The sequence below is a fragment of the Pseudomonas sp. Arb-4-2C genome, assembly GCF_055755015.1.
Map to the genome: position 1 here is coordinate 4861318 of NZ_CM146899.1, position 13703 is coordinate 4875020.

General features: G+C 61.2%; 12 protein-coding genes. 7 read left to right on the forward strand and 5 right to left on the reverse strand.

Annotation, left to right across the window (positions count from 1 at the left end):
- Positions 1-13 precede the first annotated feature (13 nt).
- From AC0J41_RS22010 to AC0J41_RS22020, 3 genes are read right to left on the reverse strand one after another with little or no spacing between them, the layout of a single operon-like run.
- Positions 14-781: a heme ABC transporter ATP-binding protein gene (locus tag AC0J41_RS22010; protein ID WP_473013605.1), complete on the reverse strand. Its 768-nt coding sequence runs from the start codon at positions 779-781 to the stop codon at positions 14-16.
- Complete coding sequence (locus AC0J41_RS22015) at positions 781-1764, reverse strand: FecCD family ABC transporter permease (RefSeq protein WP_177327303.1); 984 nt, start codon at positions 1762-1764, stop codon at positions 781-783. The genes AC0J41_RS22010 and AC0J41_RS22015 overlap by 1 nt, the downstream gene beginning before the upstream one ends.
- A 50-nt stretch (positions 1765-1814) precedes the next feature.
- Positions 1815-2687 carry a heme/hemin ABC transporter substrate-binding protein gene (locus AC0J41_RS22020; protein WP_473013606.1) on the reverse strand — a complete coding sequence of 291 codons (873 nt, stop codon included), beginning with the start codon at positions 2685-2687 and terminating at the stop codon, positions 1815-1817.
- A gap of 163 nt (positions 2688-2850) precedes the next feature.
- Between AC0J41_RS22020 and AC0J41_RS22025 the strand changes: the two genes are divergently transcribed.
- A complete protein-coding gene (locus AC0J41_RS22025; protein ID WP_473013607.1) occupies positions 2851-3168 on the forward strand; it encodes a Rieske (2Fe-2S) protein in 318 nt (105 codons plus the stop codon).
- Here the strand turns inward: AC0J41_RS22025 and sfsA are convergent.
- Both sfsA and AC0J41_RS22035 read right to left on the reverse strand, forming a co-directional pair.
- Positions 3165-3878 (reverse strand): DNA/RNA nuclease SfsA, encoded by a 714-nt coding sequence (gene sfsA / locus AC0J41_RS22030; protein ID WP_025108830.1) that lies wholly within the window; start codon positions 3876-3878, stop codon positions 3165-3167. The genes AC0J41_RS22025 and sfsA overlap by 4 nt on opposite strands.
- Positions 3878-5050 (reverse strand): pyridoxal phosphate-dependent aminotransferase, encoded by a 1173-nt coding sequence (locus AC0J41_RS22035; RefSeq protein ID WP_473013608.1) that lies wholly within the window; start codon positions 5048-5050, stop codon positions 3878-3880. The genes sfsA and AC0J41_RS22035 overlap by 1 nt, the downstream gene beginning before the upstream one ends.
- A gap of 333 nt (positions 5051-5383) precedes the next feature.
- Here AC0J41_RS22035 and dksA point away from each other — a divergent pair, with 333 nt between their 5' ends.
- The 6 genes from dksA (at position 5384) to AC0J41_RS22065 (ending at position 13701) form a co-directional block, all read left to right on the forward strand.
- A complete protein-coding gene (dksA, locus tag AC0J41_RS22040; protein ID WP_003228250.1) occupies positions 5384-5827 on the forward strand; it encodes an RNA polymerase-binding protein DksA in 444 nt (147 codons plus the stop codon).
- Positions 5828-6018: 191 nt separating this feature from the next.
- Positions 6019-6915, forward strand: coding sequence for a tRNA glutamyl-Q(34) synthetase GluQRS (gene gluQRS / locus AC0J41_RS22045; protein ID WP_473013609.1), 897 nt, complete (start codon positions 6019-6021; stop codon positions 6913-6915).
- A 77-nt stretch (positions 6916-6992) separates the two neighbouring features.
- A complete protein-coding gene (locus AC0J41_RS22050; RefSeq protein ID WP_003176118.1) occupies positions 6993-7169 on the forward strand; it encodes a hypothetical protein in 177 nt (58 codons plus the stop codon).
- Positions 7153-10107 (forward strand): sensor histidine kinase, encoded by a 2955-nt coding sequence (locus AC0J41_RS22055; RefSeq protein ID WP_025108827.1) that lies wholly within the window; start codon positions 7153-7155, stop codon positions 10105-10107. Before AC0J41_RS22050 ends, AC0J41_RS22055 begins: the two co-directional genes overlap by 17 nt.
- Positions 10108-10129: 22 nt before the next feature.
- Positions 10130-11566 (forward strand): sigma-54-dependent transcriptional regulator, encoded by a 1437-nt coding sequence (locus tag AC0J41_RS22060; protein ID WP_473013610.1) that lies wholly within the window; start codon positions 10130-10132, stop codon positions 11564-11566.
- A gap of 734 nt (positions 11567-12300) precedes the next feature.
- Positions 12301-13701, forward strand: coding sequence for a polynucleotide adenylyltransferase PcnB (locus AC0J41_RS22065; protein ID WP_025108825.1), 1401 nt, complete (start codon positions 12301-12303; stop codon positions 13699-13701).
- Positions 13702-13703: the final 2 nt, after the last annotated feature.

The following is a 13703-nucleotide window of genomic DNA, read 5'->3' on the forward strand; positions in this document are numbered from 1 at the left end:
CCTCGATGAGAAATCAGCGGGCGATGATCAGCGGATGCCCACGCTCCGGGTGCGGCTGCACCAACACTTCAAGACCGAACACGGCTTTGAGCGTATCCGGTCGCAAGACCTGTTGCGGCGTATCCAGCGCCACCGGGCGCCCGCCTTCGAGCAACAACACACGATCACAATAGCGCGCCGCCAGATTCAGATCATGCAGGATGACCAGCACTGCTGCGCCACGATCGGCAAATTCGCGCACCGCTTGCAGCGTCGTATGTTGATGCAGCGGATCAAGCATCGACGTTGGCTCGTCGAGCAACAAGCTTTGCCCGGCCTGCCCCGGCCACAGTTGCGCCAGCACCCGCGCCAGATGCACACGCTGACGTTCGCCACCCGACAGCGCCAGATAACTGCGCCCGCTCAGATGCCCGGCATCCGCAGCGTCCAGCGCTGCCGCAACGATCTCCTCATCGCGCACCCGACCGCTCTGATAAGGCAAGCGGCCCATGCCAACCACCTCCTCAACGCGAAAGGCAAAGTCCAGCGTCGACACCTGCGGCAACACCGCCAGACGTTGCGCGCGTTGCGCACCCGTCCAGCAGCTCAAGGCTTGACAATCCAGCGAAACCTCGCCCTCGCTGACCGCCAGTTCACCGCAGAGGGCGCCGAGCAATGTGCTTTTACCCGCGCCATTCGGCCCCAACACCCCCAGCACTTCGCCCGGTTCAAGCTGCAGGCTGACCTCGCTGAGCACCGTCTTGCGGCCGCGGCGGATATGCATATTGTGCGCACGCAGCATCAGGCACGCCCTCGCAACAGCAGATAAAGGAAGAACGGCGCGCCGATAAACGCGGTGACAATGCCGATCGGCAACTCCGCCGGCGCCAGCGCCAGCCGCGCCACCAGATCCGCCAACAACAACAGACTGGCCCCGGCCAGCACCGAGGCTGGCAACAGCACCCGATGATCCGGCCCGGCCAGCAAGCGCACCAGATGCGGCACCACCAACCCGACGAAACCGATCATCCCCGCCGCCGCCACTGCCGCACCGACACCCAGCGCGGTGCAAAACACCAATTCGCGCTTGAGCCGCTCGACATCGATACCCAGATGCCCTGCCTCGGACTCACCGAGCAGCAAGGCATTCAGGGCCTTGGCGCGGCGCGGCAACCACAGCGCAACGCCGGCGCTGATGATCAGCAGCGGCCAGAGCCGTGCGTAACTGGCGCCGTTGAGGCTGCCCAGATTCCAGAACGTCAGCGTACGCAGGGTCGCGTCATCCGCCAGATAAGTGAACAGCCCCACCGCCGAGCTTGCCAGCGCAGTCAGGGCAATCCCCGCCAGCAGCATGGTCGCCACGTTGGTCTGACCGTTGCGGCGGCCGAGTCGATAGACCAGCGCCGTCACCCCCAGCCCACCGAGAAACGCACACGCCGACAGTAAATACGGCCCGAACCACTCCGGCAAGCCGCCAAAAAACGCACCGCCGACAATCGCAATCGCCGCGCCCAACGCAGCACCGCTGGACACCCCGACCAATCCCGGATCGGCCAACGGATTGCGAAACAAGCCCTGCATCGCCACACCGGACAACGCCAGCACACCGCCGACGGCCAGCCCGAGCAAGGTGCGCGGCAAGCGAATCTGCCCGAGAATCAGCTCAGCCTGCTCCAGACCGTCCGGCGCCAGCGGCACACCGAGCATGCGCAACGCTGCGCGCAGGGTATCGAACAGCGGCAGGCTGACCGGTCCCAGCGCCAGCGACAGCCAGATGGCCAGCAGACACAACAGCGTCAGGCCAACAAACAGGCTGCGGGGTTTGACCAATGTGGTCATGGGTTGCCCTTGGTCGGGTAGAAACCGTCAGACAAGGTCTTCAACGCCGCTGGCACACGCGGCCCGAGGCCGCCAACCAGCAACGTCGGGTCCAGCTCCAGCACCCGTCCGGCCTTGACAGCGCGGCTTGAGTCGAGAATAGGGTTTTCCTTGAACAGCGCCGTTTTCGCCGCCTCACCGCTCAACGCGCGATCAGCGAACACCAAGACTTCAGGATCGAGCCCCGCCAACGACTCCACTGAGAACGGTTTGTAACCGGTATGCGTCGCCAGGTTATGCCCGCCGGCCTGTTGCAACATCCAGTCGGCAGCCGTGTCCTTGCCAGCAATCAACAGCTTGCCACCTGCATGTCCGATCAGCACCAGAACGCCCGGCGCCTTGTGATTGGCCTGCAATTGACTGACTCGCTGTTTCAGCGCATCGAGTTGCTGTTGATAGCTTTGCAGCAGTTGAGCCGCTTGCGCCTCGGCGCCGAGCAACTGCCCCAGGTGCGTGACGTTCTTTTGCAGGGTTGGCAGATCCGGCTGCGCGGAAAACAGCTCCACCTGTACTTTGGCATTCCTCACTTGCGCCAGAACCGGCGGCGGGCCCATTTCTTCGGTGCCGATCAGAATGTCCGGACGCAGGCTGAGAATGCCTTCCGAAGACAGACTGCGCTGATAGCCGATGCTCGGCAGTGCCTTCAGCGATTGCGGGTGCTGACTGGTGGTGTCGACGCCGACCAGTTTCGTCTCGCCGCCCAGCGCACTGACCCACTCCGACAATCCGCCCCCGGCGCTCACCCAGCGTTGCGGCAAATCAGCCGCTGCAGCCTGGTGGCTGACGAAAAGTCCGACACACAGCACAGCAACGCGGGTTTTCAGGCGCATACACAGCTTCCTTGAACAGGTTTTTCCGCGCATCGGGACAACGGGCCAAGTATCCTAGGCATCGGTCACCGCACGGCGGATGAAGGCGGCCATTTGATAATTGTTTGCATTTATACGTCAAGCTCGGACATCTCCCGTGACGAGCCGACACTTGAGGATAGCCATGAAGTTTTTGTGCGCGGGCGCCGATCTGGCCGAGGCCGGCAGCCGAGGGTTCGACATCGACGGAAGCAGACTGTTTGCCGTGCGCCGCGAGGGCCAGGCGTATGTCTATCTGAACCGTTGCCCGCACCGCGGCGTCGGGCTGGAATGGCACCCAGACCAGTTTCTCGACCCGAGCAACAGCCTGATTCAGTGCGCCACCCACGGCGCACTGTTTCTGATCGAGGACGGCCAATGCGTCGCCGGCCCCTGCGCCGGGCAATCCCTGACCGCCATCCCTTGCCGCGAGGATGCACAAGGGCTGTGGATCGATGTTTAACCGTTAAGCAGGACGTTCAGCCGCCGGTCGATCACCATCTCTTCGTGGCTTAAGCGCACGCCGTAGGCCAGTACCTCGACCCCGCACGCCACCGCTTCACGCAGTGCGTCAGCGTAGGCCGAATCGATTTCCTGCGCCGGGCGCACCGCCTCGATCCCGCTGAGATTGACGCAATACAACTGCACCGCACGAATACCGTCCCGGGCCAGATGCGCCAGCTCGCGCAGGTGCTTGGCGCCGCGCTGGGTGACCGCATCGGGAAACGCCGCCACATTCGTCCCGTCGAAACCCAGGGTGACGCTTTTCACCTCCACATAGGCTGGGCCGCTTGGGTATTCGAGGCGAAAGTCGATGCGGCTGTTTTCCTGACCGTACGCCACTTCGCGTTTCAGCGCGGTAAAACCGTTCAACTCGCTGATGACCCCAGCCTGCAAGGCTTCTTCGACCAAGGCGTTGGCGCGGCCGGTGTTCACGCAAAACAGCCGGCCCTGCGGGGTTTCGCCGATTTCCCAGGTTCCGGGCAGCTTGCGTTTGGGATCGTTGGAACGGCTGAACCACACCTGGCCGCCCTCAACCTGGCAATTGAGCATCGAACCGGTGTTCGGGCAGTGCAGGGTCAACAGTTCACCGTTGATCGTTTCAACATCCGCGAGAAACCGTTTGTAGCGGCGAATCAGTCGCGCCTCTTCCAGAGCAGGATAAAAACGCATCAGCCTTGCCAGCTCTTCAGGCCACGGGCGATTCGTTCCACCGCTTCCTGTAAGCGAGGGAGGTTTTGCGTGTAGGCAAAACGCACATGGTGGCCGGCTTGATAACGGCCGAAATCCAGTCCCGGGGTAAAGGCAACATGCTCGGTTTCGAGGAAATGACGGCAGAACGCGAAGGCATCACCGCCGAACCGGCTGATATCGGCGTACAAGTAGAACGCCCCTTCCGGCTCGACGGCGATGTTGAAGCCTAACTCGCGCAGGGCCGGCAGCAGGAAGTCCCGGCGACGGCCGAACTCAGCACGACGCTCTTCAAGAATGGCGATGGTGTCTGGTTCGAAGCACCCCAGTGCCGCGTACTGCGCCATGCTCGGCGCGCTGATGTAGAGGTTCTGCGCGAGTTTTTCCAGTTCGCCGACTGCCGCGTCAGGCGCCACCAGCCAGCCGAGACGCCAACCGGTCATGCCAAAATATTTGGAAAAACTGTTGAGCACAAAGGCACTGTCATCGACTTCCAGCACACTCGCCGCGTCGGTGCCATAGGTCAGGCCGTGATAAATCTCATCCACCACCAAATGCCCGTGCCGCGCCTTGATCGCTGTGGATAACCCGGCCAGCTCATCACGGGTCAGGATCGTCCCGGTAGGGTTGGCCGGCGAGGCCACCAACGCACCGACACTGTCGTGATCCCAGTGCCGCGCCACCAGATCCGGAGTCAGTTGATAACGTACGTCCGGCCCGACCGGAACCAGCTGCGCCGCGCCTTCGACCAGACGCAGGAAGTGCCGGTTGCACGGGTAACCGGGGTCCGCCAAAAGCCAGTGTTTGCCAGGGTCCACCAGCAAGGCACTGGCCAGTAACAGGGCGCCGGAGCCACCGGGGGTGATCAGAATCCGTCGCGGGTCGATGTTCAGGCCATAACGTTGTTGATAGAAACCGGAAATCGCCTCGCGCAGCTCGGGAATGCCGCGCGCGGCGGTGTAGCGGGTCTTGCCCGCCGTCAGCGCCGCTTGGCCTGCGCGGATGATCGGCTCAGCCGTGGTGAAGTCTGGTTCGCCGATTTCCAGATGGATAACGTCGTGGCCTTCAGCCTGCAATTCGTTGGCCCGCGCCAGCAGCGCCATCACATGGAACGGTTCGATCGCACGACTGCGCGCACTGTAGGGCTGAGCCATTGGCCTTCCTTCGACGGGAAAAAGAAACGATTCTACTCATCTGCCGGAACGAGCGAGAACCCATCGCGGTCACAGCCTCAAGAACGCTGGACTGTAACGATATGAGCGTACGCTCCAGGATTGACTAAAATCAGTGATTGAACAGGTCTTCAACACCACCAGACACGGCTTGCCAAACATTTGCAAGCGCCACCCGCCGGGGCCTCGACATCCGGGAGTAGCGCAGGCCGAATTGATCTGGTAAGTTCGCCCGCTTGCAGCCGCAGGGCCGGCAGGTGTCGGTGATGGAGCAATCCTGCGCAATGGATTACAAGAGTAGAGGCGGTCCATTTCATGCCCACCCAAGCAAAGCAACAGCAGCAAGCGACGATCAGCGGCTTCGAACCTTACGTTCCGAAGGCCGGCGAAGAGTACATGGGCGCCCCGATGCGCGCGCACTTCACCAAGATCCTGAACAAGTGGAAACAGGACTTGATGCAGGAAGTCGATCGCACTGTTGATCACATGAAAGACGAAGCAGCCAACTTCCCTGACCCGGCCGACCGTGCCAGCCAGGAAGAAGAATTCGCCCTCGAGCTGCGCGCCCGCGACCGCGAGCGCAAGTTGATCAAGAAGATCGACAAGACCCTCGAACTGATTCAGGACGAAGAATACGGCTGGTGCGAGTCCTGCGGCATCGAGATCGGCGTCAAGCGTCTCGAAGCCCGTCCTACCGCGGATCTGTGCATCGACTGCAAGACCCTGGCGGAAATCAAGGAAAAGCAGGTCGGCAAGTAATCTCGACTTGAACGAAAAACGGAGCGTGCGAACGCTCCGTTTTTGTTTCTGCCTTTTGCCTTTGTGGGAGGGGGCTTGCTCCCGAATGCAATGTGTCATTCAACATAAACGTGTCTGATCCGACGCATTCGCGAGCAAGCCCGCTCCCACAGGGGGTAGTGTGCGCGAACCCTGAAAATTATATTGTCCTCATGACTGCCAAAACCTCCCCCGCCTACATTGGCCGCTTCGCCCCGACACCCAGTGGCCATCTGCACTTCGGCTCGCTGGTCGCCGCCCTCGCCTCTTACCTCGACGCACGCGCAGTGGGCGGGCGCTGGCTGGTGCGCATGGAAGATCTGGATCCGCCCCGGGAAGAGCCCGGCGCGCAGGCAGCGATTCTCAAGGCGCTGGAAAGCTACGGTTTCGAATGGGACGGCGAAATGGTGCGCCAGAGTGACCGGCACGAGGCCTACGCGCAAATCCTCAACAGCCTGTTCAACCATGGCCTTGCCTACGCCTGCACCTGTTCGCGCAAACAACTGGAGCCGTATCACGGCATTTATCCGGGGCTGTGCCGCAATGCCGGGCATGAGCAGCAAGACGCGGCGATCCGCCTGCGCGTGCCGGAACTGGAATATCACTTCATCGACCGGGTGCAGGGCGAGTTTCGCCAGCATCTGGGGCGCGAAGTCGGCGATTTCGTGATTCGCCGCCGCGATGGCTTGTACGCCTATCAACTGGCAGTCGTGCTGGATGACGCCTGGCAAGGCATCACCGACATCGTGCGCGGCGCCGATCTGCTCGACTCCACCCCGCGCCAGCTCTACCTGCAAGAACTGCTGGGTTTTCGTCAGCCACGCTACCTGCACCTGCCATTGATCACGCAACCGGACGGCAACAAGCTCGGCAAATCCTACCGCTCGCCGCCACTGGAGGCCGATCAAGCCACCCCTTTGCTGCTGCGGGCCCTGCGCGCGCTGGGGCAGAACCCCGGCCCCGAGTTGGCTCACGCCACCCCGCAGGAGCTGCTGAAATGGGGCGCAAACCACTGGGATGCGACCCGGATCCCGCGCACACTGACCCTGCCCGAAGCGCAACTGCAATGACGGCACTTGCAGTGGCGCGCCCATCCGTTACCATCGCCGCACGTTTTCGGGCACGCGCATAAAAAAGAGAGGCCGGGATGTACATCTATCGCTTGGTCCTGCTTCTGGTCGTGGGAATCTATCTGTTTTCTCCAGCCATCATGGATTGGTGGATCGACGCCACGGGCGCCTGGTATCGGCCGTATCTGCTCTGGTTGATCCTGATTGTCGTGACCTTCATCCTGCAGAGCCAAAAAGATGCCGATGAGCTTTAGCCTGACCCAGATGATCCTGATCAGCGCCGCGTACCTGGCGGTGCTGTTCGGTGTTGCCTGGATCAGTGAACGGGGCATGATCCCGCGGGCGATCATTCGCCACCCGCTGACCTACACCCTGTCGCTGGGGGTTTACGCCAGTGCGTGGGCGTTTTACGGCACGGTCGGCCTGGCCTATCAGTACGGCTACGGCTTTCTGTCCAGCTATCTCGGGGTGTCCGGCGCGTTTCTGTTGGCGCCGGTGCTGCTGTATCCGATCCTGAAAATCACCCGCACCTATCAACTGTCGTCGCTGGCAGATCTGTTTGCGTTCCGTTTTCGCAGCACCTGGGCCGGCGCACTGACCACGATCTTCATGCTGATCGGCGTACTGCCGCTGCTGGCGTTGCAGATTCAGGCGGTGGCCGACTCCATTGGTATTCTCACTGGCGAGCCGATCCAGAGCCGCGTCGCCCTGGCATTCTGTGCGCTGATCATTCTGTTCACGATCTTCTTCGGCTCCCGGCATATCGCCACACGCGAGAAACACGAAGGGCTGGTGTTCGCGATTGCTTTCGAGTCGGTGATCAAGTTGATCGCCCTCGGCGGCGTCGGCCTCTATGCGCTGTATGGCGTGTTCGACGGTCCACAACAACTCGAGTTGTGGCTGCTGCAGAACCAGACCGCCCTCGCCGCCCTGCACACGCCACTGCAGGAGGGCCCTTGGCGCACGCTGTTGCTGGTGTTCTTCGCCTCGGCGATCGTGATGCCGCACATGTATCACATGACCTTCACCGAAAACCTCAATCCGCGCTCGCTGGTCAGCGCCAGCTGGGGCCTGCCGCTGTTCCTGCTTTTGATGAGCCTGGCGGTGCCGCTGATTCTCTGGGCCGGCCTGAAGCTCGGTGCCACCACCGACCCGGAATACTTCACCCTCGGCATCGGCATCGCCGCCAACAGCAAGCCGCTGGCATTACTGGCCTACGTCGGCGGACTGTCGGCCGCCAGTGGCCTGATCATCGTCACCACCCTGGCGCTGTCGGGTATGGCGCTGAACCACCTGGTGCTGCCGCTCTACCAGCCACCCGCCGAAGGCAACATCTATCGCTGGCTGAAGTGGACCCGCCGGGCCTTGATCGTCGCGATCATCATGGCCGGTTTCGGCTTCTACCTGATGCTCGGTGCCGGACAAGACCTGGCCAACCTCGGCATCGTCGCGTTCGTCGCCACCCTGCAATTCCTGCCCGGCGTGCTCTCGGTGCTGTACTGGCCGACCGCTAACCGTCGCGGCTTTATCGCCGGTCTGCTGGCGGGGATTCTGGTGTGGGTGGTGACCATGCTGCTGCCGCTGGTCGGCAATCTGCAGGGTTTCTACATCCCCTTGCTGAACATGATTTACGTGCTGGACGACACCAGTTGGCACATGGCGGCCATCGCCTCGCTGGCGGCCAACGTATTGATGTTCACCCTGATCTCGCTGTTCACCAACGCCAGCCCCGAAGAAGCCAGCGCCGCCGAAGCCTGCGCGGTGGATAACGTGCGTCGTCCGCAACGCCGCGAGCTGCACGCCGCCTCCCCCCAGGAATTCGCCACACAACTGGCCAAACCCCTGGGCGCCAAGGCCGCACAGAAGGAAGTCGAGCAGGCCCTGCGCGATCTCTATCTGCCGTTCGACGAACGCCGCCCCTATGCGTTGCGCCGACTGCGCGACCGCATCGAAGCCAACCTCTCCGGCCTGATGGGTCCGAGCGTGGCCCAGGACATGGTCGAAACCTTCCTGCCGTACAAGGCCGGCGGCGAAAACTACGTCACTGAAGACATCCACTTCATCGAAAGCCGCCTCGAGGATTACCACTCACGCCTCACCGGGCTGGCCGCCGAACTCGACGCATTGCGTCGCTACCACCGCCAGACCCTGCAAGAGCTACCGATGGGCGTCTGCTCGCTGGCCAAGGATCAAGAGATCCTGATGTGGAACAAGGCGATGGAAGAACTCACCGGGATCGCCGCCCAGCGGGTGGTCGGTTCGCGACTGAGCACCATCGCCGATCCGTGGAAGCAACTGCTGCAAGGTTTCATCAACCTGCCCGACGAACACCTGCACAAACAGCACCTGGCACTCGACGGCCAGACCCGTTGGCTGAACCTGCACAAAGCGGCGATCGACGAACCGTTGGCACCGGGCAACAGCGGCCTGGTGCTGTTGGTGGAAGATTTGACCGAAACCCAGATGCTCGAAGACAAACTGGTGCACTCCGAGCGCCTGGCCAGCATCGGTCGCCTGGCAGCCGGCGTGGCCCATGAAATCGGCAACCCGATCACCGGTATCGCCTGTCTGGCGCAGAACCTGCGCGAAGAGCGCGAAGAAGACGGCGAGCTCACGGAAATCAGCGGACAGATCCTCGAACAGACCAAGCGGGTGTCACGCATCGTGCAGTCGTTGATGAGCTTCGCCCATGCCGGCAGTCATCAGCACAGCGACGAGCCCGTCTGTCTGGCCGAGGTCGCGCAGGATGCGATTGGCCTGCTGGCCCTGAACCGACGCAACTTCGAAGTGCAGTTCTATAACCTGTGCGATCCGGATCACTGGGTCGAAGGAGATCCGCAGCGGCTCGCCCAGGTACTGATCAACCTGCTTTCCAACGCCCGTGACGCATCGCCTGCGGGCAGTGCGGTGCGGGTCAAGAGTGAAGCCGGCGAACACACGGTCGATCTGATCGTGGAGGACGAAGGCAGTGGTATTCCGCAGAACATCATGGACCGATTGTTCGAACCTTTCTTCACCACCAAGGATCCTGGCGAAGGCACCGGTCTGGGCCTTGCACTGGTCTATTCCATCGTTGAAGAGCATTATGGACAAATCACCATCGACAGCCCGGCTGATGTACAAAGCCAGCGCGGCACCCGTATCCGGGTGACCTTACCGCGCCATGTCGAAGCGACGTCCGCTGTGAACTGAGACCGTCGAGAGTATCGAATCAATGCCGCACATTTTGATCGTCGAAGACGAAACCATTATCCGCTCCGCCTTGCGCCGCCTGCTGGAACGCAACCAGTACCAGGTCAGCGAAGCCGGTTCAGTGCAGGAAGCACAAGAACGCTTCAGTATTCCCACATTCGATCTGATCGTCAGCGACCTGCGCCTGCCTGGCGCCCCCGGTACCGAGCTGATCAAGCTTGGCCAGGGCAAGCCGGTGCTGATCATGACCAGTTACGCCAGCCTGCGTTCGGCGGTCGACTCGATGAAGATGGGCGCGGTGGATTACATCGCCAAGCCTTTCGATCACGATGAAATGCTTCAGGCCGTCGCACGGATCCTGCGTGATCACCAGTCGGCGCCTTCCGCCGGCGAAGTGGTTGCCGGCAAATCGACCAATGGCAGCGGCAAATCGTCTGTCGACAACAGCAACGGCGAGATTGGCATCATTGGCTCGTGCCCACCGATGCAGGATCTGTACAGCAAGATCCGCAAAGTCGCGCCCACCGACTCCAATGTCCTGATCCAGGGTGAATCCGGCACCGGTAAAGAGCTGGTCGCCCGCGCCCTGCACAACCTGTCCAAGCGCGCCAAGGCACCGATGATTTCGGTGAACTGCGCGGCCATCCCGGAAAGCCTGATCGAGTCCGAACTGTTCGGCCACGAAAAAGGCGCGTTCACGGGCGCCAGCGCCGGTCGTGCCGGTCTGGTGGAAGCGGCGGACGGCGGCACGCTGTTCCTCGACGAGATCGGCGAACTGCCGTTGGAAGCTCAGGCGCGCCTGCTGCGGGTGTTGCAGGAAGGCGAAATTCGCCGCGTGGGCTCGGTGCAGTCGCAAAAGGTCGATGTGCGCTTGATCGCCGCGACCCACCGCGACCTCAAGAGTCTGGCGAAAATCGGCCAGTTCCGTGAAGACCTTTATTACCGTCTGCACGTGATCGCCCTGAAACTGCCGGCCCTGCGCGAGCGTGGCACCGACGTCAACGAAATCGCCAATGCATTCCTCGCCCGACAGAGTGCGCGCATCAACCGTACCGACCTGAAATTTGCCGCCGATGCCGAACAGGCCATCCGGCACTATTCCTGGCCGGGTAACGTGCGCGAGCTGGAAAACGCGGTCGAGCGCGCGGTGATCCTGAGCGAAAGCCCGGAAATCTCCGCCGACCTGCTGGGCATCGATATTGAGCTGAGCGACCTGGAAGACGACGAGTTCATCGGCTTGCCGGCGCAAACCGCAGGTAACACCAGCAACAGCAGCCATGAGCCGACCGAAGACCTGTCGCTGGAGGATTACTTCCAGCATTTCGTCCTTGAGCACCAGGACCACATGACCGAGACCGAACTGGCGCGCAAACTGGGCGTCAGCCGTAAATGCCTGTGGGAACGCCGGCAGCGGCTGGGCATTCCGCGGCGCAAGACCGGAGTCACCAGCGAGAGCTGAACGTTACCTGTCGAGTGTGCGGGTAACGCTTGAAGATGTGAAAAAACTGTTACCTCAGTCCTTTCACGTAACAAAAGCCGGGGTTATCGGTAACGAAACCCCGGCTTTTTTTCGTCCCTGGAAAACGGTTATACCGACCTAACCCCTTGTTTTATTGGGCTTCACAAAAGTTGGCACGGCACCTGCTATATGTTTGGTACAAGAACAATAACAAGCAATGCACAAGACAATAAAAATAAGACGAATCGACTCACGCACAATAAAAACAAGACGGCGAGAGGCGCAGCTAACTGATTCTTTTGGAGAGGCGTTGTATTTGGGGCTAGCCCCACGACCAGGCCGAGAACAACAAAAACTGTCCTAAGACAGAGCCTGTACTGGTTGGATCGAAAGATCACTGCAATTCAGCGACCAAAGCAATCCGTTTGCTCTTGGCTCCCGATTGGGAGGGTCACGAAGGAAAAGCTTCGTGGCGAGGGCACTCAACAAAAACAAGAAGCCCGAATCAATAATAAAAAGAGCACGCAACTACTTCTTGGGGAGCTTCGGCTCCCCTTGTAGTTTCTCCCTACCGGCAAAATCCCCCGCGTTTATCGAGTTCGAAGCCTGTAGCCTGCGGCTTCCAGCGTAAAACGGCTGTGTCCTACACCATCCCCCGACTAAATGCTAGAATCTGCGCCCATCATGCGGTCATTCTTTGGTATGGCCGAACATTCCTTCAAACAGTGCATCCCATGCTGAAGAAGCTGTTCCAGTCATTCCGAACTCCCGTGCGTCGTACGCAACACATCCGCAGCACCCCTGAAGTGCTCAACAGCGGTCAACATTCGCTGCAGAAAACGCAATTCAGCCGCTACGCGGTGAATATCGTCGAACGCCTGCAAGGTGCCGGTTACCAGGCTTATCTGGTCGGCGGTTGCGTGCGAGACATGCTCCTGGGCATCACGCCCAAGGATTTCGACGTCGCCACCAGTGCCACCCCCGAGCAAGTCCGGGCCGAATTCCGCAATGCGCGGATCATCGGTCGCCGCTTCAAACTGGTGCACATCCATTTTGGTCGCGAAATCATCGAGGTCGCGACCTTCCGCGCCAATCACCCGCAAAACGAAGACGACGAAGACAGCAACCAGTCTTCACGCAACGAGAGCGGACGGATTCTGCGCGACAACGTCTACGGCACGCTGGAAGAAGACGCGCAACGCCGCGACTTCACCATCAACGCCCTGTATTACGATCCGGTCAGTGAGCGCATTCTCGACTACGCCAACGGCGTACACGACATCCGCAATCACCTGATCCGCCTGATTGGCGATCCGAAGCAGCGTTACCAGGAAGACCCGGTACGGATGCTGCGTGCCGTGCGTTTCGCCGCCAAGCTCAATTTCGGCATCGAGAAGCACACCGTGCAGCCGATCCGCGAACTGGCGCCGATGCTGCGCGAGATCCCGTCGGCCCGTCTGTTCGAAGAAGTGCTCAAGCTGTTCCTCTCCGGCCACGGCGCGATCACCTTCGAGATGCTGGTCGATCTGCAACTGTTCGCCCCGCTGTTCCCGGCCAGTGCCGATGCGCTGGAACACAACCCGGAATACACCCACACATTGATCAGCGAAGCGCTGACCAACACCGACCTGCGGATCAAGCAGAACAAACCGGTAACCCCGGCGTTCCTGTTTGCCGCACTGCTGTGGCCTGCCCTGCCGGCCCGCGTGTTGCGTCTGCAAGAGCGCGGCATGCCGCCGATTCCGGCGATGCAGGAAGGCGCCCACGAGTTGATCGCCGAACAATGCCAGCGCATCGCGATTCCGAAACGTTTCACCATGCCGATTCGCGAAATCTGGGACATGCAGGAGCGCCTGCCACGGCGCAGCGGCAAACGTGCCGACCTGCTGCTGGACAACCCGCGCTTCCGCGCCGGATACGATTTCCTGCTGTTGCGTGAAAGTGCCGGCGAGCAGACCGATGGCCTGGGTGAATGGTGGACCGACTATCAGGATGCCAACGACAGCGAACGGCGCGACATGATCCGCGACCTCAGCGGCAAAGGTGATGACGCCAGCGGTGCGCCGCGCAAACGTCGCCGCAGCAGCGGCTCCAAGCGCAAACGCGCCGGGGCTCCGAGCGCATCGGGCGAATAAGG